General features: G+C 63.3%; 22 protein-coding genes. 11 read left to right on the forward strand and 11 right to left on the reverse strand.

The window, feature by feature from the left end; translation table 11 throughout:
• The first annotated feature begins 92 nt into the window (after positions 1-92).
• Together GSQ76_RS02110 and GSQ76_RS02115 are read left to right on the forward strand one after the other, a co-directional pair.
• Entirely contained in the window at positions 93-506 is a 414-nt protein-coding gene (locus GSQ76_RS02110; protein WP_158742268.1) for a Rieske (2Fe-2S) protein, read from the forward strand.
• Between the two features lie 8 nt (positions 507-514).
• The gene (locus GSQ76_RS02115) at positions 515-1,714 is read left to right on the forward strand and encodes an NAD(P)/FAD-dependent oxidoreductase (protein WP_158742269.1); all 1,200 of its coding nucleotides are present in this window, start codon (positions 515-517) and stop codon (positions 1,712-1,714) included.
• A 42-nt stretch (positions 1,715-1,756) separates the two neighbouring features.
• On the opposite strand, the gene GSQ76_RS30985 is transcribed toward GSQ76_RS02115, so the two are convergent.
• The gene (locus GSQ76_RS30985) at positions 1,757-2,047 is read right to left on the reverse strand and encodes a fumarylacetoacetate hydrolase family protein (protein WP_256366953.1); all 291 of its coding nucleotides are present in this window, start codon (positions 2,045-2,047) and stop codon (positions 1,757-1,759) included.
• Positions 2,048-2,533: 486 nt separating this feature from the next.
• Here GSQ76_RS30985 and GSQ76_RS02125 point away from each other — a divergent pair, with 486 nt between their 5' ends.
• Together GSQ76_RS02125 and GSQ76_RS02130 are read left to right on the forward strand one after the other, a co-directional pair.
• On the forward strand, positions 2,534-2,806 hold the full coding sequence (locus GSQ76_RS02125; protein WP_158742270.1) for a hypothetical protein: 273 nt from the start codon (positions 2,534-2,536) through the stop codon (positions 2,804-2,806).
• A 151-nt stretch (positions 2,807-2,957) separates the two neighbouring features.
• Positions 2,958-3,977 carry a phosphotriesterase gene (locus tag GSQ76_RS02130; protein WP_216850850.1) on the forward strand — a complete coding sequence of 340 codons (1,020 nt, stop codon included), beginning with the start codon at positions 2,958-2,960 and terminating at the stop codon, positions 3,975-3,977.
• A gap of 202 nt (positions 3,978-4,179) precedes the next feature.
• On the opposite strand, the gene GSQ76_RS02135 is transcribed toward GSQ76_RS02130, so the two are convergent.
• Genes GSQ76_RS02135 through GSQ76_RS02160 form a run of 6 tightly spaced genes read right to left on the reverse strand, consistent with a single transcriptional unit; the run spans position 4,180 to position 10,591 of the window.
• A complete protein-coding gene (locus tag GSQ76_RS02135) occupies positions 4,180-4,425 on the reverse strand; it encodes an SDR family oxidoreductase (protein WP_158742272.1) in 246 nt (81 codons plus the stop codon).
• Between the two features lie 43 nt (positions 4,426-4,468).
• Positions 4,469-5,698 carry a CaiB/BaiF CoA-transferase family protein gene (locus GSQ76_RS02140; RefSeq protein ID WP_158742273.1) on the reverse strand — a complete coding sequence of 410 codons (1,230 nt, stop codon included), beginning with the start codon at positions 5,696-5,698 and terminating at the stop codon, positions 4,469-4,471.
• Positions 5,695-7,155 carry an MFS transporter gene (locus GSQ76_RS02145; protein ID WP_158742274.1) on the reverse strand — a complete coding sequence of 487 codons (1,461 nt, stop codon included), beginning with the start codon at positions 7,153-7,155 and terminating at the stop codon, positions 5,695-5,697. The genes GSQ76_RS02140 and GSQ76_RS02145 overlap by 4 nt, the downstream gene beginning before the upstream one ends.
• On the reverse strand, positions 7,152-8,342 hold the full coding sequence (locus GSQ76_RS02150) for an acyl-CoA dehydrogenase family protein (RefSeq protein ID WP_158742275.1): 1,191 nt from the start codon (positions 8,340-8,342) through the stop codon (positions 7,152-7,154). The genes GSQ76_RS02145 and GSQ76_RS02150 overlap by 4 nt, the downstream gene beginning before the upstream one ends.
• A gap of 51 nt (positions 8,343-8,393) precedes the next feature.
• A complete protein-coding gene (locus GSQ76_RS02155; RefSeq protein ID WP_158742276.1) occupies positions 8,394-9,602 on the reverse strand; it encodes an acyl-CoA dehydrogenase family protein in 1,209 nt (402 codons plus the stop codon).
• Between the two features lie 32 nt (positions 9,603-9,634).
• A complete protein-coding gene (locus GSQ76_RS02160) occupies positions 9,635-10,591 on the reverse strand; it encodes a hydroxymethylglutaryl-CoA lyase (protein WP_158742277.1) in 957 nt (318 codons plus the stop codon).
• Positions 10,592-10,733: 142 nt separating this feature from the next.
• Here GSQ76_RS02160 and GSQ76_RS02165 point away from each other — a divergent pair, with 142 nt between their 5' ends.
• The gene (locus GSQ76_RS02165) at positions 10,734-10,970 is read left to right on the forward strand and encodes a hypothetical protein (RefSeq protein ID WP_158742278.1); all 237 of its coding nucleotides are present in this window, start codon (positions 10,734-10,736) and stop codon (positions 10,968-10,970) included.
• Positions 10,971-11,176: 206 nt separating this feature from the next.
• Here GSQ76_RS02165 and GSQ76_RS02170 read toward each other — a convergent pair whose 3' ends face one another.
• The gene (locus GSQ76_RS02170) at positions 11,177-11,989 is read right to left on the reverse strand and encodes an IclR family transcriptional regulator (RefSeq protein WP_158742279.1); all 813 of its coding nucleotides are present in this window, start codon (positions 11,987-11,989) and stop codon (positions 11,177-11,179) included.
• On the reverse strand, positions 11,986-12,759 hold the full coding sequence (locus GSQ76_RS02175) for an IclR family transcriptional regulator (RefSeq protein WP_158742280.1): 774 nt from the start codon (positions 12,757-12,759) through the stop codon (positions 11,986-11,988). The genes GSQ76_RS02170 and GSQ76_RS02175 overlap by 4 nt, the downstream gene beginning before the upstream one ends.
• Positions 12,760-12,924: 165 nt before the next feature.
• Between GSQ76_RS02175 and GSQ76_RS02180 the strand changes: the two genes are divergently transcribed.
• The 5 genes from GSQ76_RS02180 to GSQ76_RS02200 are packed head-to-tail and all read left to right on the forward strand — an operon-like array spanning position 12,925 to position 17,385.
• The gene (locus tag GSQ76_RS02180) at positions 12,925-14,142 is read left to right on the forward strand and encodes a CaiB/BaiF CoA-transferase family protein (RefSeq protein WP_158742281.1); all 1,218 of its coding nucleotides are present in this window, start codon (positions 12,925-12,927) and stop codon (positions 14,140-14,142) included.
• Positions 14,143-14,171: 29 nt separating this feature from the next.
• Complete coding sequence (locus tag GSQ76_RS02185) at positions 14,172-14,690, forward strand: MaoC family dehydratase N-terminal domain-containing protein (RefSeq protein WP_158742282.1); 519 nt, start codon at positions 14,172-14,174, stop codon at positions 14,688-14,690.
• Positions 14,691-14,696: 6 nt separating this feature from the next.
• Positions 14,697-15,560, forward strand: a complete 864-nt coding sequence (locus GSQ76_RS02190; RefSeq protein WP_254070197.1) for an alpha/beta fold hydrolase — start codon at positions 14,697-14,699, stop codon at positions 15,558-15,560.
• A complete protein-coding gene (locus GSQ76_RS02195) occupies positions 15,547-16,029 on the forward strand; it encodes an acyl dehydratase (RefSeq protein WP_158742284.1) in 483 nt (160 codons plus the stop codon). The genes GSQ76_RS02190 and GSQ76_RS02195 overlap by 14 nt, the downstream gene beginning before the upstream one ends.
• Positions 16,030-16,038: 9 nt before the next feature.
• Positions 16,039-17,385, forward strand: coding sequence for an MmgE/PrpD family protein (locus tag GSQ76_RS02200; RefSeq protein WP_158742285.1), 1,347 nt, complete (start codon positions 16,039-16,041; stop codon positions 17,383-17,385).
• A 12-nt stretch (positions 17,386-17,397) separates the two neighbouring features.
• Here the strand turns inward: GSQ76_RS02200 and GSQ76_RS02205 are convergent, their stop codons facing one another.
• Both GSQ76_RS02205 and GSQ76_RS02210 read right to left on the reverse strand, forming a co-directional pair.
• Positions 17,398-18,582, reverse strand: coding sequence for an acyl-CoA dehydrogenase family protein (locus tag GSQ76_RS02205; protein ID WP_158742286.1), 1,185 nt, complete (start codon positions 18,580-18,582; stop codon positions 17,398-17,400).
• A gap of 13 nt (positions 18,583-18,595) precedes the next feature.
• Positions 18,596-19,390: an enoyl-CoA hydratase/isomerase family protein gene (locus tag GSQ76_RS02210; protein WP_158742287.1), complete on the reverse strand. Its 795-nt coding sequence runs from the start codon at positions 19,388-19,390 to the stop codon at positions 18,596-18,598.
• 173 nt (positions 19,391-19,563) lie between these two features.
• Between GSQ76_RS02210 and GSQ76_RS02215 the strand changes: the two genes are divergently transcribed.
• Positions 19,564-20,752: class I adenylate-forming enzyme family protein (locus GSQ76_RS02215; protein ID WP_158742288.1), on the forward strand; the 1,189-nt coding region annotated here is incomplete at its 3' end.

A 20,752-nucleotide genomic window follows, 5' to 3' on the forward strand; every position in this document is an offset into this window, starting at 1 on the left:
GACCCCAACTACGTCCTGCCGCTGAGAATTGGTGATACGCAGCGCCGCCAATTTTTTTTGGAAAATGCCCGTGCCGTTTACGGGATACCGGCATGAGCCGTCATATTGTGGCGCCGACCAGCGAGGTTCCATCGGGGGCGCACAAGCGTTTCGTCATCAAGGGGCGTCCGATTGCCATCTTCAACCTGGATGACATTTATTACGGCATGCTCGACCGCTGCCCGCACCAGGGCGGCAGCCTATGCGCGGGTATTGTCACCGGATTGCTGCAATCCCCGGCACCCGGCCAATATGTCTACAGCCGCAAGGGTGAGTTCGTGCGCTGCCCCTGGCATGGATGGGAGTTCGACATCCGAACCGGTCAATCCTATTGCGACCCCGAACGCATTCGCAGCAAGTCCTATACTGTTACCGCGCAATCCGGCGCGTCAGTGGTGGAAGGCCCCTATGTCGCCGAGACTGTTCCGGTGCGCGTAGAGGAAGACTACATCGTCGTAGACGTATAGGGCGCGCCGTGGACCAAGCCGTCATCGTGGGGGCGGGGCAGGCGGGTGCCCATGCGGCAATCGCCCTGCGGCAATCCGGGTTTTCAGGCCGCATTCTACTATTTGGCAACGAGGCGGAGTTGCCGCATGAACGGCCTCCACTGTCGAAATCGATGCTGACGGCGGAGCGGGAGCCGCCTGCCTCATACTTCCACTCGGCCGCCCATTACAGCGAGAACGACATCACCGTGCTGCAAAGCGCCGTTTCGTACCTGGATGTTCCGCGCCAACACGTCGGCCTGATCGATGGAAAACACGTCGGCTACAGCCACTTATTGTTGGCGACAGGCGGTCGTGCAAGGTGCCTGGACGTGCCGGGCGCAAGCCTGGTCTCGACCCTGCGGACCTTGGATGACGCCCGGGCACTGCGCACTCGGTTGCGACCCGGAGCTCGCGTGGTGTGTATTGGTGCGGGTGTGATCGGGCTAGAGGTCGCGTCCTCCGCCCGGGCACGAGGCTGCGACGTCACCGTGATCGAAGCGAACGACAGAGTCATGAGCCGCTTGATAGCGCCCGCTATGGCGGAATGGCTCGCAGATTTACATCGCCATGCCGGCGTGCGGCTGCTGTTGAACGCGCAGGTGGTGGAAGTTCGGCAGGCCGGCGTGATCTGCGCCGATGGCCGCCTGGTCCCAGCTGACGTGGTGATTGCAGGCATTGGCATGGATCGCAATGTCGGTCTGGCCCGCGACGCGGGATTAAGGCTGGAGGGCGGGGTTGCTGTGGATGAGTTCGGCGAAACCGACGTGGCAGGCATCTATGCTGCGGGTGATGTGGCAGCCTTCTGGGTACCTCGGCTGCACTGCCGCATGCGGCTCGAAACATGGCGCCACGCTCAGGATCACGGCGCCGCGGTAGGCCGCGCGATGGCGGGACGACGTGAGCCGTACGACCCCGTCCCTTGGTTTTGGACCGATCAGCATGGCCGTAACCTTCAAGTCGCGGGCATTGTGGAGGCCGCGCAGACGGTGCTTCGGGGCGATCTGAGCGACCCGTCTTTCTCGGTCTGGCATCTCGACGCCGCTGGGATTGTCGTTGGTGCGGCAAGTGTTGATGCGCCGGGTGACGTACGAGCGGCACAATCGCTGATGCGTTCCGCACGACCGGTTGACCCAAACGCCCTGGCGGATCTCTCCCTCACACCGCAGAAGCTGGCGCGGCTGGGCTAGCGCGTTGCTCTTCGATCCGAAGTACTCGGGAGCTTCGTCATCCTATGCCGCCTGCGCCACGCTGTTGCGTAGCAGCCCAACGCCAGAAATTTCGACCTCCACCGTATGGCCGGGCTTCATCCAAACCGGTGGCTGCCGATAGGCGCCAACGCCGCCGGTTGTGCCGGTGATGATGACGTCGCCCGGCACCAATCCGGTAAAGGCGGAGCAAAATGCGATCAGCTTCGGGATGGTGAACACGAGATCGTCGGTGGTGGCGCGCTGCATTTCCTCCCCGTTCAGCCGGGTGACGAGGCTGGCATGCTTCACTTCACCTGCCTTGGCCGGTGTCACGAATTAGGGGCCGAACCCGCCGGTTTTCGGGAAGTTCTTGCCGGGGCGGCGCTGCCGCTCGCGCGCTGAGTCGTCATTGTGGCAGCAATACCCGGCGATCACACGCGGCGCTGGCACCTTACGGCACTGACGGCCACGCCAACGCAGAGAATATGCAATCGCTGTTGGAAATGACCGAAGAGCCGCGGCCCGGTGACTATGCCGTCATGTTCCACCTCAGGCCGTTGGTGACAGATCTGCGTCATGTTTTTGATCTCGGAGCAACTTCGGGGACCTCTTCAACTGCTTCGACAAGTAGGTGATGTTTGCGCCAGAGCCTGTATGGACGGTCAATGACCTGCCCGAACATGTGGCGCACGGCCAGGCGCTGGCCCGGCGACGTCGGGCCGTGTAGTTGCGCTTCACCTCAGAATGGGATGACGCAGCGAAGGCCAATCTGCTGATCGCGTTTGGATCGCGGCATTATTTAGCGAGTCATTGCCGCGAATGGTCGAGCGGCTGGTGCATAAGCCGGCTCATATTCTGATCAATCGAACTCCACTCACCGAGGGTTTGCAGATCGCCGCGATCCAGGACGCCAAGACATTTCGCGTCGCATGCCTCCCCTATAACCGGACTGACCTGATCCGGAGATTTGATCGTCTCGGCTACGACCTGCTAGACTGGTGGAAACCGGCGGAGCTCTCGCTCCATGTGCCCGGCTTTCCGGAGCACAGCGTGCCGGAATACTCCGGGATGTTCTTACGGCAACGAAGCTAAGACGGGCCTACCACTGCCACTTGATCCGCGCCGCTCAACCCGCCAACCTAGACTGCTCGTGCGCAGCGCTATGAACCTTCCAAGGGGCGTCTGCTGCATCTAGCGTGCCGGGCCAGGAGAGCAATCAATGACACGACTGACGCGAGACGACATGCGGGGCAAGGCACAAACGGTGCTCGGCCTTATTGACCCGGCGCAGCTCGGTTCGACCCTGATGCACGAGCATCTGCTGTGGAACATCACTGCCCCTGCCCGGCGCGGCGAATCCTTGGGCGAGCCGCTGAACCCTGGCCAATGGTGGGATTTGCTGAATTCCCATGTCGGCAATCTGCACAACACCACCCAGCACGACCACAACCGCGCCATCCGCGCCACCGCAGAAATGGTAGCACATGGCGGCCAGACCGTGGTGGAGCTCACGATCGGCGGCCTGGAGCCTGATCCAGAGGGCCTGGTCAAAGTCGCGCGGGAAACTGGTGCCAACATTGTCATGGGCTGTGGCCATTACGTGCATGACTATCAGGATCCAGCGAATACCGAGCGTAGCATCGACAGCTTCGCCAAGGAAATGATCGACCAGGTGCAGCTCGGCGCGTGGGGCACCGAAGTGCGCGCAGGCATCGTCGGAGAAATCGGTTGCCAGTGGCCTTGGACCGATCTGGAAAAGCGCACGCTAGCCGGTGCCGTCATCGCGCAACAGGAAACTGGCGGCGCGTTGACCATTCACCCGGCACGGTATGAGGACCATCCTTGGATGCTGGTGGAATTTTTGCGTGAGCACGGCGCTGATATGAGCCGTGTCATCATCGACCATATCGACCGCACCATTTTTGACGATGATCGTCTGTTCCGCCTTGCCGATGCCGGCGTCGTGTTGGAGTGGGATCTGTTTGGACAAGAAAACACCTACTACGCCCACTCCGACATCGACATGCCGAACGACGGCTCGCGCATCAAGGCGATCCGGCGGACGATCGATCGCGGGCATCGCGACCAGATCGTCATCAGCCACGACATTTGCCACGTGATCCAGTTTTCTGAATTCGGTGGCCACGGTTATGCGCACATCCATAAGAAGGTGCTGCCTCACATGGTCAAGCGCGGGTTCACTACGGCAGAGATAGACCAAATTATGGTCGTCAATCCCAGGCGCTTGCTGACGTTCATCTAATTGTCGCCAGGTGGCCGGCGCCACTTGGCCCCCATCGAAGTGACCGTGAAGCGCGATAAGAACGTCACGATTTACGACTGTGTGCCAAACGTGCTAGCGGCGTGAGATTGTGTCAGATGCTGGACACCACACGCGATAACATTGCTTCTAGCGATGTCCAGAATGTGGTGTTGGATCCGTCACCCAGACGCCGTGGCGGCCTTCAACCGCCCGTGGCGAACCCCGGATACAGCGTCATCCGGCCATCGACGAACAGCGTGGCACCGGTGACATAATCCGCCATGTCCGATGCCGGCCACACGGCTTCCTGGGCGATATCGTCCGGTTCGCCGATGCGCTTGTAGTGCACCAAGGTCATCAGACGTGCGTAAGCCTCGGACGTGCTCCATGCGGCTTCATTGATAGGCGTTCGGATCGCACCAGGCAGGCGGGCGGCCTGGATGACCATAGAGGCTCAACGGCTACGGAGCATCAGTGGTCCCGTAAAGATGTCAGCCTTCTTGTACTTGTCGGTCGCGCAATATTCCCGTCGCGATGAGTGCATTGATTTCTTCTGGCAGAAATTCAGCCTCTTGCAGGATCTCGCGCGTGTGCTCGCCAGGATTGGGGGCTGGCCGCCGTAAACCACCCGGTGTGCCCGACAGACGCGAAACCACGTTCTGCATCAAGACGGAGCCGTGGTCGCGGTCTGCCATCTCCAACAGGACCTCCCGATCCTGTACGTGCGGATCGGCGATCACTTGATCGACCTCCAGGATGGGTGCCGCCGTCACTCCAGCCGTTTCGAATATCGCGAGCGCGTCCGCCTGCGTGTAGCGGCCAATCCATGCGCCGATGATCGAGTCCAGGGCAGTTATGTAATGCACACGGTCGCTATTCGTTCGGAATCGTGGGTCCAGCTTCAGTTCCGGCTGGCCGATAGTCTCGAACAAACGCTCCGCCATCGACTGCATCGGTGCGGAGATCGCGATGTAACGGTTGTCTGCCGCCCGATATACATTGCGTGGTGCCGCGGTCCGGCCGTTATTGCCCGTGCGCTGCGGACGCTCCCCCGTCAGGGCAAATATGGCAGGGTCAACGCCGAGTAGGCTCACCAGTGGTTCAAGCAGGGACAGATCTACGACCTGTCCCGGGGCGCCACGTGCCTTCGCGTGAAGTGCCACCTGAACAGCGTAAGCGCCGGAGATGCCGGCCACCATGTCGGCGAGCGGGAAACTGGGGAGCAACGGCTCTCTATCCTCGAAGCCATTCTTGGCGGCGAAACCAGACATCGCTTCGATCAGCGTGCCGTATCCTGGACGCATACGATACGGCCCGGTCTGGCCGAACCCCGAAATTCGCGCAACCACGAGGGTTGAGTTGTGCGCGAAAAGGATCTCTGGGCCGATGCCCCAGGTCTCAAGCGTGCCCGGCCGAAAACTCTCGATCAGGACGTCGGCCCCCGCGACCAATCGTAGTAATACCTCACGCCCTGCCTGGCCTGACAGATCGAGCACGAGGCTTCGCTTGTTACGCCCGTACACTTTCCAATACAGCGATGCGCCGCCGGCCTTCCACGTTCGTAGCGGGTCGCCGCCACCATGGGGGCTTTCCACCTTGATCACGTCGGCGCCGAAATCCCCCAGCATCATCGTCAACACGTTACCGCACACCAAACGCGACAGATCCAGCACGCGTATGCCGTCCAGCGGCCCACGCGCCAACGGGTCGAAGGCCTTCACCGGGCGATCTCCTCAAGCGACCGGTTGCTGGTGCGCGGCCCGAAGATCAGGACAGTGCCGATCACCACCATCATGGCTGCGGCAATGAAGGCGAACACGCCGGGCACGCCAAAGCCTTGCAGAAAGAACGCGATGAAGAAGCCAGTGAACACTGCGGAAAGCCGGCTCCAGCTATAGACGAAACCTACCGCAAGGCCGCGGATGCGCGTGGGAAATAGCTCGGCCTGATAGGCGTGGAATGAAAAAGAGAGCCAATTTGTGGCGACCGTCTGTAGGATACCCAGGCTAATCAAGCCGACTGCGCTAGTCTGTTGTGCGAACAACAACCCGATGACGGCGATCGACAAGCACGACAGGGCGACCTGCCACTTCCGTTCGATCCGGTCGCCCACGAGCACGCCGAGCATCGGACCTAGTGGGAAGACGATTGCGATGATGAAGGTGTATTCAAGGCTCTGAGTGAGATGAATGCCCTTTGCGATCAGGAGAGTTGGCACCCAGTTGGCGAAGCCATAAAAACCCACGGTTTGGAACAAATTGGCCGCGATCATCATGAGCGTACGGCGGCGATAGGGTGGCCGGAACAGTTCGGCCAATCGTCCCCCTCGACGAGCTTGCGCAACTGGCGCAGGTGTGGGTGGCAAGAGTACGGGCGGGGGCAACGCATGTCCTAACTCGGCTTCAGCTCGTGCTTCAAAGGTCCGTGTGACAGCTTCTGCCTCGGCCAGGCGGCCGCGCTGTAGCAACCAACGGGGGGATTCCGGCAGGCCGCGTTGGATCAGCCAGACGAACAGCGCTCCGCTTGAGCCAATCAGCACGACGAAGCGCCAGCCCGCGATGCCAAACGGATCCTGCGGGACCAGCAACCAGGCGGCCAGCGCGCAGATCGGTACGGCGAGGAAGCCGGTGCCTTGCGACAATGCGATGGCACGCCCGCGTTGCGAGCGTGGCACCAGTTCGGATATGAACGTGTCAATCGTGGTGAGCTGGACGCCGACGCCGATGCCGGCCACAACGCGCCAGAAATTGACGCCGTGGGCCGTGCTTTGCAGGGCGATCATCGCCGTGGCCACGCTGTACCAAACCAGGGACAGCGTGAACGTCCGCCGCCGGCCCAGTTGATCGGCAAGTTGGCTGAGCAGCAGCGTGCCGATAAACAGTCCGGTGAAAAACGAGCCGATGAAGCTAGCGATCCCAGTCATACCGAACAGGCTGGTTGTCGTCGGTGTGAGAATGCCGCTGCGGAATAGGCCAGGGGCCACGTACCCGGTCATGAATAGATCGTAGCTCTCGAACAGGCCGCCGCATGCGATCAGCAGGATCAGGCGCCAAATGTGCCGGGTCATCGGCAAGCGGTCGAGCCTGGCCTCGATGGAGGCGATTGAGGATGGCGCTTGGCGTAGTGCTGCGTCATGCAGTCCGCCGGCAACGCCGAACGGCAATGTGGGGGAACTCATGACCGGACTCTGGCGGCCCGCATCGCGTCATCCTGCAAAGACTGATCATACCCCAGCCGCACTGGCCCCTGGCGATCTAGCAGCGATTCCGCCACAAGCGCGCGATGCTCCGGCGTCGTGCCGCAGCGCAAGCTCCAGGCCGCTACCCGGCGATACCAGAGTTGTTGGTCGAATTCCGCGATAAACCCGATGCCACCGTGGATCTGTTGCGACATGCGCACGGCCATGAGGCATTTCTCATTCGCGAACGCTTTCGCCTGCGCTACTTCAACCCGTGCCGGCAGACCCAGACCCATGCGGGAAATAGCCTCCCGCACCAATAATTGCGCACCGTCCACGCCGATCGTCATGTCGGCAGCCATATGCTGAATAGCCTGGAATGAGCCGATCGGTTGACCGAAGGCGTTACGTTGTTTGGCATATTCCACGGCCCGGTGCGTCGCCTCGCCGGCCGCACCCACCATCATCGCAGTCGTGAACGCAGCCGCCAGGTCCATCATTTCCAGGGCGATCGCCCGCGCCTGACCCGGCGTGCCCACTCTGTCGGCGGCAGGCACGCGCACATCGGTGAAGCGCAGCATTGCCTCGGCATCGGCGGCCGTGGTGATCAGGTCCGTCGCATCGATACCCGGCAAGGTCGGTTCGATGAGCGCAAGGCCCAGGCCACTGCCGTCACTCATGCGGAACACGACCAGACATTTGCCGGCAGTATGAATGTTGTCGACGAATGCCTTCTGGCCGGAGAGAACAAGGTGCTCGCCGTCCATCCGGCCGGCCAGTTCCACCGCATCGAGCGACCAACGCGTATCGGGCTCCTGCACCGCATAGGTCAGGATCAGATCGCCCTTTATCACCTGCTCAAGCAGCGCGAGCTGGGCCGGCGAGCCATGCCGGGCCAGGATCTGTGCCACGACCATTGTGCCCAGCATCGGCACCGGCGCCGTCCGCCGGCCGAGTTCCTCGAATACCAAGCCGAGATAGGATAGTGGCAAATTCTGCCCGCCGTACTGCTCCGGCAGGCTAATGCCGAGCCAGCCCAACTCGGCGACCTTGGCCCATAACTCATGAGACATCCGGTCCGGCGCGCGCTCGGCTTGGCGCACCAGCACCGGCGTGGCTTCAGTCGCAAGGAATTCTGCAGCTGCCTGCTGCACCGCTCGTTCATCATCTGTCAGCAACACATCCACGTCGGGAAGCCCCTATTCTTATTGGTTGGCGTTGCCAGCAGCCGGCACTGTTCAGCGCCCGGCGCGCGGCATTCCGAGCCCGTTGCGCGCCACCTGGTCCCGCATGACCTGCACGCTGCCGTGGTTGACGGTGGATTGGAATGCGCCCAGTAAATTATGGGCAAACAGGCCATCATCCAGCGCATCGGGCGACCCATTTAGCAATTGTGCCGATGGGCCAAGGATCTGGCTGATCGCCTCAGTCGCGCGGACCCCATGCTCCGGCGCCCACACCTTCTCCGCCGCGCCCTCGTATGAAAAAGCCTCGCCCCGTTGCGAGATCGACATGCTGCGCATCGTCATCAGCCGCGCCACCTGCCCCTCGATCCAAAGTTCGGCGACCTTGTCCCGCACCCGTGGGTCGGCGCGCAGCGTGGCGTTGCGATCGCCATCCTCCTTCAGCCAATTGACGATGTCCTCGTCACGCATCACCGATATCAGGTAGCGCCAGGCGCCCACCCGGTCGAGGTTCAAGCCACGCCGCGCCACGGCCCAGCCATCGCCCTCCTGCCCCAGCAGGCATGATACCGGCACCACCACGTTATCCAGAAACACTTCGTTGGTGCGGGGCTCGCCATAGGTCGTCAGCGTCGGCGCGCGCGGTTCGTTCTGGATGGTCCAGAGCGGGCGCACCGTGATCCCCGGCGTGTCGATTGGCACCAACAGGATCGACAACCCGGCCTGTCGCTTGCTTTGAGGGTCAGTGCGAACCATCAAGAAAATGTGGGTGCAGGCATGGGCGGAAGTCGTGTAGATCTTCTGCCCGTTGATGACATAGGTATCTCCCGTCCGGATCGCACGGCATTGAATACCCGCTAGATCCGTGCCGCATCCCGGCTCGCTATACCCCTGGGAGAATGAGATCTCTCCCTTGATCGTCGCTGGCACGAAGTGACGCTTCTGTTCCTCCGTGCCGGACGCGAGGATTGCTGGAGCGCCAGTCCCGCCGCCGCCGATCCGCTTGTAGCCGACGCGCTGGAATTCCTCCTCGATGATGAACTGGTCCATCGGGCTGCCACCCTGGCCGCCATACTCCTTTGGCCAACTCACCGCGGTCCATCCGCGCGCCATGATCTTGGCGAAGAACACTTCCCCCTCCGGCCCGGAGCCGCGTGCATCGTCCTTCAATTCCGCCTTCAGCGCGGCTGTCATGTGGTCTGCGATGAATGCCTGCACCTCGCTGCGGAGTTGCTTCTGATGCGGAGTGAATTCGAAATCCATGCTCGCCTCCCGAGAATTCGTTTAAGCGGCCGTCAGGCGTGCTGCTGTTTCCAACGCGTCAGCGTACCACCCTTCATGACTTTGCCGGGGAGCACGTGGCCGACCATTTCCTCGGTCATCTTCGCCGCCTCTACCAGTGCATCGAGGTCGATCCCAGTGTTGATGCCCATCTCGCCACAGGCGAACACTAGGTCTTCGGTGCACACATTGCCCGCCGCCCCTTTGTGCCCGGCGAAGGGACAACCGCCGAGCCCACCGACGGAGGCGTCGAACTCCGCAACACCCATTTCCATCGCCGCCACGGCGTTTGCGACCGCACAACCCCTGGTATCGTGCAGATGCAGTTTCAGAACCAATTCAGGCCACTTGTCCCGCACCTTGCCCACCAGGCTCTTCATCTGGCCCGGGCTACCCCACCCCATCGTGTCCGCAAGCGACAGGTTGCGCAACGTGCAGCCCTCGTCGGCCATGATCTGCTTGGCGCGCGCAATCAGTGAGATGACCTTCTCCTCGGGTATATAGCCCTCGAAGTTACAACCGAACGCCGCCATTACGCCCAGCGTGTCCGTTTCGATACCCGCCTTGCGATAGGTCTCTATCCAGGCCGGCATTTGCTCGAACGTCTCGTCGATGCTCCGATTGGTGTTGCGTTTCACGAAGGTCTCGCTCGCAGTCAGCGTCAGCTTGCCGTCCATGTCGACATGGCCGTTCGCCAGCGCCCGTTCCAGCCCTTTCGGGTTGAGCCACAGCGCTCGGTAGCGGATGCCCGGCCGCTTTTCCAATCGATCGAAAACCTCGTTGGTGTCCGCCATTTGCGGCACTGCTTTGGGGTTCACGAATGACCCCACTTCGATCTGCTTGATGCCGCAATCGGCAAGCGCATCCACGATCTTCACCTTCTCGTCGGTGGTTAGAATTCGCGGTTCGATCTGCAGGCCGTCGCGTGGGCCAACCTCGATCATCACCACGTGTTTTGGCAGGTCGGACATTGTCTTCTCCCGTCGGTCGGCCATTTCGCAGGCCGGTTCGCACAGCTTCCGTGTTCTGCGAATAGGCTATTCGAAGCTCGAAATCCACCCCCGAGGCGTGTCTCGTCGCACCAGCCAAGAAGACGTGTTCAAGGATACCGCGGTGAACCAACGCGAGGCACGGTTTCCCAATACGGAGATCGTGGTGCACGAGGACGAATGGTCCCACTGGTTCGACGACAACGCCATGGCTGCGGCGACCAAGCGTAGCCGCACCCGAACGTTCCATTCTGGCGAGGTATTACCCGGCATTACCACAGTCCCTTGCCCTGGCCACACCCCGGGCCATTGTGCCTGCCGCGTTCGCGCCGGCACCGAGGGAGATGATCATCTGGGGTGACACCGTGCACATCCGCGAACTCTAGGTGCCGCGCCCCGATGTGACCCTGTGTATGATTTCGATGGCCTGCGTGCCGCCCAATTCCGGGCAGCGCTCTTTGAGATGACCGTGCCAGACAAACTCAACATCGGTGGCATGCACCTGCGTTTCCCGGCTTCGCACGCCTGGCGCGCGACGATGAGGCCGTTTGCAGACGGAGCAATGTGTTACGAAGTGTGACCCCGTTGTGCCTCCGGCGACTGCTCCAGCGTGCGCGCCGTGGCCAACAACACGGGCGCTACTTCGCCCCGCAGGAATGCGGCCGAATGGGTGCTCGCTGACCCGGCGCAGCTTAGCCCGAACAGGGGTCGCCTATCTAGCCCGCGCACGGGCACCGCGACGGTGTTGTAGCCGCTGTGAAACACGCCGAGGTTGAGGATAAAGCCATCCTTCGCGTAGCTGGCCATTGCCTTGTGAAACGCCGTCCGCACCTCCGGCCACCGCGGATCGGCAGGTGCGTATTCCGCAATTAATGCGTCCCGTGCGCCTTGGTCGAAGCCGGCCAGCAGGCCCCAGCCCACTGCGGATGTCAGCAGTGGTAGCCGGGCGCCCACGCGCAAATTCATCACCAGTTGCGCCTCGCTAAGGCAGCGTTGGACGAAAACCATGCGCCCGCCGTCCCTCGCCCCCATCCCGCTGGCGGAGCCGAACCGGTTGGCGATCGCCTGCATCGGCGCGCGGGCCGCCTCCGCCAGCGGGATGGAGGCCAACGCCGCCCGACCGAGCTTGAGCACGGGGATGCCGGGCCGCAGCTTGTCGCCGCTCACGGGAACCAGGTAGCCCAGGCGGACCATCGTGTAGCACAGCCGCCAGACCGTCGGCTGCGGCAACCCGGTCATCGCCGCCAACTGAGTCCCCCCGATTTCCGGCCGCGACGCACTGAAACAACCGAGGATGTCGAGCCCACGCGCCAGGGCCGTCACGAACTGCCGGTCCGGCTCGTCCGCCGCGCCGCGCCGTGGGGTGTGGCGAGCGGTCATGCGACGGCTGCGATCAATCCCGCGAGCGTGCGCAGTTTGGGCCCTACGTCGGTGCGCAACTGCACGAGCGACAGCACTGATGCTGCGCCGCCGCAATTCAGGGTGAAACGCGGCAATCCATCGGCGCCCATTACCGGCACGGCGGCCGTGTTGTAGCCGGGATGCAGCACGCCCGGGTTGATGATGAAACCCTCTGCCACGAAGCCCTCCAGCGCCCTGCGAAATACGGGTTCCGCCAACTGCCAAACCTCGGGCGGCTGTGCGACTGCTATCCGGGCCGCTGCCGGCAAGCCGGCCAAGTAGGCCCAGCCCATGGCGGACGTCACGATCGGCACGCGCGAGCCGATGCGCAAATTCAGCACGAGTTGAGAGTCGCTTTCGCATCGCTGCACGAAGCGCATATCTAATCCGTCCCGCACCGCCATGCCGGCGGCGCCGTTGAACCGGTCCGCTAGTTCCTGCAAATAGGGCCGTGCGAGTTCGGGAACCGGAAGCTCCGACAAGGTGGCGTAGCCAAGGCGCAGTACTGCCAGCGCCGGCTGCACACGCCCGCCCTCTGTCGCCGTGAGGTAGCCGAGTGAGAGCATGGTATGGCAAAGCCGCCAGACTGTTGGTTGTGGCAGCCCGAGCAACATCGCGATTTCCGACACACTGAGGCTGCAACCGCTGGCGTCGAAGCAATCGAGGATGTCGAGGCCCCGCGCCAGCGCCGCGACGAATTGGCGGTCCGCAGCAGCCTCGGTTTCGTCCATCGCTGCCGTGCGCGCCATGGCATTCTCCAGGTGTCGAGGTCGACCGAAATGGCGGCAGGCGTTTACAACCGCCGGGACACTGGCTACGATCAATGATCGAGTGGTCTATTCGCATAGCGAATAACTGCCGTCAAGGTAGCTCCATCAGCCGAGGTAAACGGCGCCTAGGGAAGCGTTCAATCGATGGCAAGTCCCCTAAGCCAGATCAAGGTTGTCGAGATTAGCGTTGCGATGGCTGGACCATTCTGCGGCATGATGCTGGCGGATTTTGGTGCCGATGTCGTCAAGGTAGAACGCGTCGGGCATGGCGACGATAGCCGTGCGTGGCCGCCGTATTTCCACGGCGAGATGTCGCATTATTATGCCTCCGCCAATCGGAACAAGCGCAGCATCGCGCTCGACCTCAAGGATCCGGAGGCGGTGGCAGTGGCGCGGCGGTTGATTGAGGATGCCGACGTGCTGATCGACAATTACCGCTACGGCGCGCTTGCGCGGGCTGGATTGGACTATGCTTCATTATCGGCGGCGAACCCAAGGCTGATCTATTGTTCCATCAGCGGCTTCGGCGCCAGCGGCCCGCGCCGCGATGACCCGGCGAACGATCTGTTCATGCAGGCCTTCAGCGGCGGCATGAGTATCACTGGAGAGCCCGATGGCGGCCCTATGAAAATGGGGCTCTCCGTCGCCGACATCGGTGCGGGCCTGATGGGCACGATCGGCGTGATGATGGCGATCGAGGCCCGGCACGCCACCGGCCGTGGCCAGCGCGTCGACACATCGCTACTTGAGGGCCAGATGTCGATGCTGTCCTACCATTTGTGTCGCTATTTCGCGACCGGCCTGGTTCCCGGCCCAAGCGGCAGCGGCAGCGTCACGCAAGTCCCCTATCAGGCGTTCAAGGCAGCGGATGACTGGATCGTCATCGCGGCCTTCAACCAACGCATGTGGGGCGGGTTCTGCGTCGCGGTGGGGCACGCGGAGTGGGAGCGCGATCCCCGCTTCACCAATGCCAACACCCGGTCGAAGCATCGCGACGAATTGCTCGTCCTCATCCGCGAAACGCTTGCGCAGCAGCCCGCGCAGGTCTGGATCGGCCATTTGGACGCCGCCGGTGTGCCCTGCACCCGCGTCAACCGCATCGATCAGGTGGTTGCCGAGGAGCAGGTTGCCGCCCGTGAGATGATCGTCGAGTTGGACGTGCCCGAACTGGGACGGATCAAGGTTGCGGGCCTGCCGGTCAAGCTGTCCGACACGCCGGGCCGCGTGGATCGCCACCCGCCGCATCTTGGCGAGCACACGCGCGAGGTTTTGCAGGCGCTGGGCTACGATGAACGCCGGGTCGCGGAGCTGGGCGCCCGCGGTGCCGTGGGTCTGCACGTCTCCCACACGAATGCGGCCTGATAGGGAAAACCTATGACTGGAGTAGTCCCATGACCATCCTCACCGACGAGATCCGCGGCTATATCGGCCGGCAGAGCGAACAGATCACCGCCTGCGACGCCGTTGAACCCGGCGCCGTTCGGCGCTACGCCCAGGCAATCATGGCCGATGACGATATGACTTACGCGCCGGATGCCACTGCCGGACGCTACGGTGGCCCGGTCGCACCACCCATCTACCCGGCCTTCATGTTCCGCCGCCCGCTCGGCACGCCCGACGTGTTATCCGAACGCGCCGAGGATCCCGACTTCGACGGCCTGGTTTCTTCCGCCAGCGATGGGTTGCCGGAACTGCCACTGCATGGGCGCGCCTTACTGAATGGCGGATCCGAGATCGAGTTTCTGCGCTACGCCCGCCACGGCGAACAGGTGACCCAACGCTCCCGCTACACCGATATTTACGAGCGGGAGTCCAAGAACGGCGCCATGCTGTTCGTGATTGTCGAGACAGAATACACCGCCGGCAGCGACGTACTGTTGCGCGTGCGCAAAACCATCATCCGGCGCTGACCGGTGATGGCCGATGGCGACAATCTGCCATGGTCCGCACTCGACCGGGCTGCCAAGATCGCGCACTCGCCGTGTGGCGACGGCCAAATGGTCTGGCGCATCTGGGGCTCCGGCGCACCGCTGGTGCTGCTGCACGGCGGCGGCGGCTCCTGGCTGCATTGGTTGCCCACCATCGCGGCCTTTCGCGGTGATCGCATGGTCGTGGCGCCGGATCTGCCGGGCCTCGGTGGCTCTGCCAACCTGCCGCCGACCCAGATCGATGGTGGCGCCGCCATTGTCGCCGCCGGCCTCGACGCCATCCTCGGCAACACGGCCGAGATCGACCTCGTTGGATTCTCCTTCGGCGGCGTGATCGCCGGTCTGGTCGCCGCACAACGCCCCGTGCGATCGCTGACCCTGGTCGGCTCCGGTGGCTTGGGGGTGATCGGCGAAGGCGTGGCGCTTGAGCGCGTGCGCGACAAGGAAGGTGCCGAGCGCGAGGCGGCCAACCGCACCAATCTGCATCGCTGGATGATCGCTGACCCGGCGCGCATCAACGCGACCGCGCTGGCCATCCAGGAGTGGAATAGCCGGCGCGTCCGGCTCGACAGCCGCCTCTACGGCAGGAGCGACCTGCTGGTCCAGACCCTGCCATCCGTCCGCGCCCGCATCGCCGGAATTTGGGGCGCGCTCGACCATTCGGTGAAGGCGGACACAACTCGGTCTCGCACCGTCCTGCAGTCCATCCGGCCGGGTGCGCCGTTCCACGTGGTGCCAAATGCCGGCCACTGGGTCGCGTATGAGGCCCCCGACGCGTTTGCCGCCATCCTGCGCGGTCTGCTGATCCCGGCCCTCAACGAGATGGAAATCGGAAAAAATGAACACGCCTAAGGCGCTCGCCTTCGAAGACGTTGCAGTCGGGCAAGAGGCTGGCCCGATGCACAAGGGGCCGTTCACCACGGCCCATCTGATGCGGTGGTCGGCGGCGATGGAGAATTGGCACAAGATCCATTACGACCTGCCCTTCGCCACCGGGCACGACAAGCTACCCGGCCTGCTGATCAACGGCTCGCTGAAACAGCAACTCATCGCCCAATTGCTGAAGGACTGGGCCGGGCCAACCGGCTGGGTGTGGAAGATCCGCTTCCAATTCCGCGCTATGAACCTGGTCGGCGAACGGCTGGAAATCTGGGCTCGGATCAAGGATACCCAGCCCAAGGACTCCTACGGCCTGGTGGAGTTGGAACTCGGCATCCGTAACGAGGCGGGCGTGGAATCAACGCCGGGTAGCGCCACCATCGCCTTGCCGTTCCGCGAAGGCCCGCCTTTGCCCTACCCCTTCGTTCCCCCATTCGCTTAGGAGGCTTCCATGTCGCTGACCCGTGACCTCGGCCAGTTCGTCTCCGACCTGTCGCCCAACCGAATTCCGCAGGAGGCTGCGCGGATCGCCCGCACCGGCTTCATCGACTGCATTGGCGTCATGTTCGCCGGCCGTGCGGAGGAACCAACGCGCCTGCTGCGCGAGGTGCTGCAGCCATCCCCCGGGCTGGCCACGCTCTATTTCAGCGAGCAGACCGCCGGTGCGCCCGAAGCCGCCTGGATCAACGGCGTCGCCGCCCATGCCCTGGACTATGACGACGTGGCGCTGCGCGGGCACCCGAGCACGGTGCTCGTCCCTGCCATCCTCGCCGAGGCCGAAACGCTGGACGTCTCCGGCCGGGACATGGTTGCCGCCTACATCGCCGGCTATGAGGTTTGGGCCGAGTTGGGGCGGCGCGAGAGCGGCTATCACCATGGCAAGGGCTGGCATCCCACGGGCATTTTCGGTGCCATCGGGGCTGCGGCCGCCTGCGCCTACCTACGGCGGCTTGACCCGGCGCGCACCGCACAGGCGCTTGCCCTGGGCGCCTCGCAGAGCGCCGGGCTGATGGCGAATTTCGGCACGATGACGAAGCCATTTCACGCCGGCCGCGCCGCCCATTCCGGCGTCATGGCCGCACGGCTAGCAGCCGCCGGGTTCACCGCGTCGGAAGATGCGCTGGAACATCCCCAGGGCTTCCTCGCCGCCGTCTCGCCCGAGGGGCACGTCGATCGCGCCAGCAAGGCGGAAGGCCTGGGCGAGACCTGGCGCATCCTGACATTGGGGCTGTCGATCAAGAAGTATCCCACCTGCTACTGCACCCACCGCGCTATTGACGGAATGCTCGATCTTGCGCGGGAACACGATGTCAAGCCCAGCGATGTCGCAGCGGTTACCGTCACGCTGAGCGAGAACTACGCCACCATCCTGCGCAACCACACTCCGCAAACCGGGCTCGCCGCCAAGTTCAGTATCGAGTTCGTCATGGCGTGTGCGCTCGTGGTGCGGCGCGTGGGCTTGCTGGAACTGACCGATGAATTCGTGCAGCGGCCCGACATACAGGCGCTCATTCCGCGCGTCTCGGTGGTTGTCAGCCACGAGCCGGATCCCGCCTCTCCCGGCGCTGCCCTCGCGGACCAGGTGACGATCCGGCTCAATTCGGGTGACGTGCTGGAGGGTGAGCGGGTGCATCGCGCTAGGGGCCATGCCGACCGACCCCTGGCAGAGCAGGATTTGTTTGCCAAGTTCGAGGATTGCCTGACGGTTGGCCGGTCCATCGTACCGCCGCAAACGATGTTCCAGCGGCTGGTAGGGATGGAACAGTCCTCCGCCCGCTCCCTTACCACGTTGCATTAGCGACGCGGCCCGTCAAAACGATCGCGGCAGCCCCAAGACGTGCTGCGCCAGATAGGACAACACCATGTTGGTCGAAATAGGCGCGACCTGATACAGTCGTGACTCCCGCCACTTGCGCTCGATGTCGTATTCCCGGGCGAATGCGAACCCGCCATAGGTCTGGATCGCCGCCTCCGCCGCCTTCCACGTTGCTTCGGAAGCTAGCAGCTTGGCAATGTTCGCGTCGGACCCGCAATCTCGGCCCGCTGTGAACATCGCCGCGGCGCGGCGACACATCATATCCGCAGCCTCCAACTCGGCATAGGCGCGCGCCAGCGGAAACTGTACGCCCTGGTTCTGCCCGATCTCCCGGTCGAAAACCCGGCGATCCTTGGCATAAGATACCGCGCGAGCCAGCAACCAACGGCCATCGCCAACGCATTCCGACGCGACCAACACCCGCTCAGCATTCATGCCATCCAGGATGTAGCGGAAGCCCTGCCCCTCCTCGCCAATCAGGTTCTCGGCCGGCACCTCCAGGCCATCCATAAAGATCTCGGTCGTGTTGTGGTTGATCATCGCCTTGATCGGACGAATGACCAACCGACTGCCATGGTCGCCGCGCAAATCCACCAGGAACACCGACAACCCGTTGGTTTTCTTCTTCACCTGGTCCAACGGCGTAGTACGCGCCAGCAGCAGCATCATGTCCGAATGCAGCGCCCGAGACGTCCACACCTTCTGTCCTGTCACGACGTACACATCGCCTCGTCGTTCCGCACGGGTCTTCAGCTTCGTGGTGTCGGAACCGCTCGTTGGCTCGGTCACGCCGAACGCCTGTAGCCGCAGGTCGCCTGCTGCGATCTTCGGCAAATAGTGCTGCTTCTGTGCCTCGCTGCCATGCCGCAGCAATGTGCCCATGATGTACATTTGCGCATGCGCTGGTGATGCAGTGCACCCGCTGGCGTTGATCGTCTCCAAAATCACCGCAGCGGCACGAAGCGGCAGCCCGGTACCGCCATACGCCTCCGGAATGAGTGCCCCCAGAAAACCGGCCTCCGTCAGCTCCCGCACGAACTCCGTCGGATAGGCGGAGCGTTCGTCGAGATCGCGCCAGTATTGGCCTGGATAGCCCTCGCACAGACGGCTCACAGCGTCCCGCAATTCTGGATAATCGTTGCCAAGCTCGACGGTAACTGCCGGATTGTGCATGTCCATCAGGGCATTCCCTTCAGCGGCCCTTGAAGATCGGTCGGCGTTTTTCGCTAAACGAGGCCACGCCCTCGCGCCGGTCCTCGGTCGGGACCATCCGGTTATAGGCTTCGATCTCGAACAGCATGCCATCGGCCAAACTCAACGACAGGCCGTGATGCATGGAGCGTTTGGCCTGGCGGATTGAAATCGGGGCGTTGCCCGCAATTGTCGTCGCGATGTCCAATGCGTCAGTCAGCAAGGCCTCGGCCTCGCAAACCCGATTGACCATGCCCCAGCGCTCGGCATCCTCGGCTGACCAGGGCCTGCCGCTCAGCAGCAACTCCTTGGCCCGCCGCTCCCCCACTGCGCGGGGCAACGTCTGGGTGCCGCCGGCGCCGGGCATGATGCCGATGGTCACCTCCGGCAGGGCGAACCGAACGGTTCGGGCGGCGTAGATGAAGTCGCAGGCCAACGCCATTTCGCAGCCGCCCCCATAGGCCACGCCATTGACTGCCGCGATCACCGGCACCGGACAGGCGATCATCGCGGCGACCTTGCGCTCGAATATGTGGTGCTGCGCCTGCCACTCCGCATCGGTCATCCCGCGACGCTGCTTCAGGTCGCCACCGGCACAGAACGCCCGGTCACCCGCACCCGTCAGGATAACGGCGCGGCACGTGTCGGGGTGGGCGGCCAGAGTGCTGAACACATCGAGCATGTCGAGGCCCATCTGGGTATTCATCGCATTCATCGCCCCCGGACGGTTCATCGTCATCTGCAGCACGTCCGGGTGCGGCCGTTCGATCAATAGGGTCTCATATTCCGCCTGCATTCTATTTCGTCCTTCCCAAGTGATCATTGTCCCGCCCCTGATATAGGACCGGCAAGCAGTTTATTGCTTGCCATCATTGGTTTTCATGATGTGTTGTGGTGACTGTAAAACACCCGGCACGCGCCGAAAAGAATATCCCCGTGAAGGGGAGACACGATCCGGAGGATCCCCGAATGGCTGATATGCTTCCCCGCGCGGCGGCCATGGCCGTGACCGCTTTGCGCTTCGCAGACCGGATCGCGGTGGTGGACCGGACCCAGTCGATCACCTACACCGGGCTGTTCCGCAAAGCGGCCGGGTTGGCGCACCGGCTGATCGCGGCCGGGGTCCGGCCTGGTGACCCGGTGGCAGGCTTTATCCGCAACGGCGTATCGGCGGTGTGGGCAAGCTACGGTATCACTCTGTCGGGCGCTGCCGAACTGGCCCTGAACCCAGGCCTGAACGAGGCCGACCGCCGCCATTGCCTTGGACTCGCCAAGGTGCAGCACGTCGTGACCAGCGAAGCCGATGCGGGCTTGTTCGGTGGCATGGACCTCGCGGTGCACACGATCGACGATGTTGCCGAGCGCGCGCTGATCCCCGCCGAGCTCCCCCAGCTCGCCATGGACGATTGGGCGCGGATCGGATTCACCTCTGGCACGACAGGGCTGCCGAAGGGCATCGTCACCAGCCAGCGGGGTCGCTGGATGGGCAACTTGCTGCAACGCGCCGTCATGCCGCATCGCCCCGGGCCCGATAGCAATCTTCTGCTGATGACGCCATTCTCCCACGGCGCCAGCCTGCTCACCTTTGCCTACCTGGACGTGGGCGGTTCCGTCATGCTGCTGGACGGCGTGGACGCGCCCCACATCATCGACCTGATCCAGCGCGGCCAGGTGGACGAGATGTTCGCACCCCCCACCGTGCTGGCGAAGATCGTCGGCGCAGCGGACGGCATGGTGCTGCCCGGGCTGAAAACCATCTATTGCGGCACCGCCGTGCTGTCCCCCCGCCTGTATGCACGCGCCAAGGCGGTCTTCGGCCCCGTCATCCGCATCACCTACGGCAAGACGGAGGTGGTTAACCCCATTACCGTGCTGGAAGCGGCGGAGACCGATGCCTGGTACACCGAAGGCGGAGCCTACGCCGATGCCTGCGTCGGCTGGCCCGCCAGCGGGGTCGAGATCGCGATCGACGCCGAACCCGGCGCTACGGGCGAGGTCTGCATCCGCGCTCAGCAGATGATGGCCGGCACCATACGGCCCGGCGGCTACGAACCCCTGCCCCCAGGTGGCTTTCACGAGACGGGGGACCTCGGCTATCTCGACAATCGTGGGCGCTTGCACCTGGTGGGGCGTGCCGCAGACGTCATCAAGACCGGTG

The organism is Acidisphaera sp. L21 (assembly GCF_009765685.1).
Classification (GTDB): Bacteria; Pseudomonadota; Alphaproteobacteria; order Acetobacterales; family Acetobacteraceae; genus LMUY01.

Excerpts from the sequence above, each read along its gene's own strand:
- GSQ76_RS02190 (WP_254070197.1), top strand. The coding sequence starts at position 14,697 with ATGGCCGATGGCGACAATCTGCCATGGTCCGCACTCGACCGGGCTGCC.
- GSQ76_RS02110 (WP_158742268.1), top strand. The coding sequence starts at position 93 with ATGAGCCGTCATATTGTGGCGCCGACCAGCGAGGTTCCATCGGGGGCG.
- GSQ76_RS02160 (WP_158742277.1), bottom strand. The coding sequence starts at position 10,591 with ATGTCCGACCTGCCAAAACACGTGGTGATGATCGAGGTTGGCCCACGC.
- GSQ76_RS02195 (WP_158742284.1), top strand. The coding sequence starts at position 15,547 with ATGAACACGCCTAAGGCGCTCGCCTTCGAAGACGTTGCAGTCGGGCAA.
- GSQ76_RS02210 (WP_158742287.1), bottom strand. The coding sequence starts at position 19,390 with ATGCAGGCGGAATATGAGACCCTATTGATCGAACGGCCGCACCCGGAC.
- GSQ76_RS02125 (WP_158742270.1), top strand. The coding sequence starts at position 2,534 with ATGGTCGAGCGGCTGGTGCATAAGCCGGCTCATATTCTGATCAATCGA.
- GSQ76_RS02130 (WP_216850850.1), top strand. The coding sequence starts at position 2,958 with ATGCGGGGCAAGGCACAAACGGTGCTCGGCCTTATTGACCCGGCGCAG.
- GSQ76_RS02180 (WP_158742281.1), top strand. The coding sequence starts at position 12,925 with ATGGCAAGTCCCCTAAGCCAGATCAAGGTTGTCGAGATTAGCGTTGCG.
- GSQ76_RS02155 (WP_158742276.1), bottom strand. The coding sequence starts at position 9,602 with ATGGATTTCGAATTCACTCCGCATCAGAAGCAACTCCGCAGCGAGGTG.
- GSQ76_RS02145 (WP_158742274.1), bottom strand. The coding sequence starts at position 7,155 with ATGAGTTCCCCCACATTGCCGTTCGGCGTTGCCGGCGGACTGCATGAC.
- GSQ76_RS02185 (WP_158742282.1), top strand. The coding sequence starts at position 14,172 with ATGACCATCCTCACCGACGAGATCCGCGGCTATATCGGCCGGCAGAGC.
- GSQ76_RS02170 (WP_158742279.1), bottom strand. The coding sequence starts at position 11,989 with ATGACCGCTCGCCACACCCCACGGCGCGGCGCGGCGGACGAGCCGGAC.
- GSQ76_RS02205 (WP_158742286.1), bottom strand. The coding sequence starts at position 18,582 with ATGGACATGCACAATCCGGCAGTTACCGTCGAGCTTGGCAACGATTAT.
- GSQ76_RS02175 (WP_158742280.1), bottom strand. The coding sequence starts at position 12,759 with ATGGCGCGCACGGCAGCGATGGACGAAACCGAGGCTGCTGCGGACCGC.
- GSQ76_RS02200 (WP_158742285.1), top strand. The coding sequence starts at position 16,039 with ATGTCGCTGACCCGTGACCTCGGCCAGTTCGTCTCCGACCTGTCGCCC.
- GSQ76_RS02135 (WP_158742272.1), bottom strand. The coding sequence starts at position 4,425 with ATGGTCATCCAGGCCGCCCGCCTGCCTGGTGCGATCCGAACGCCTATC.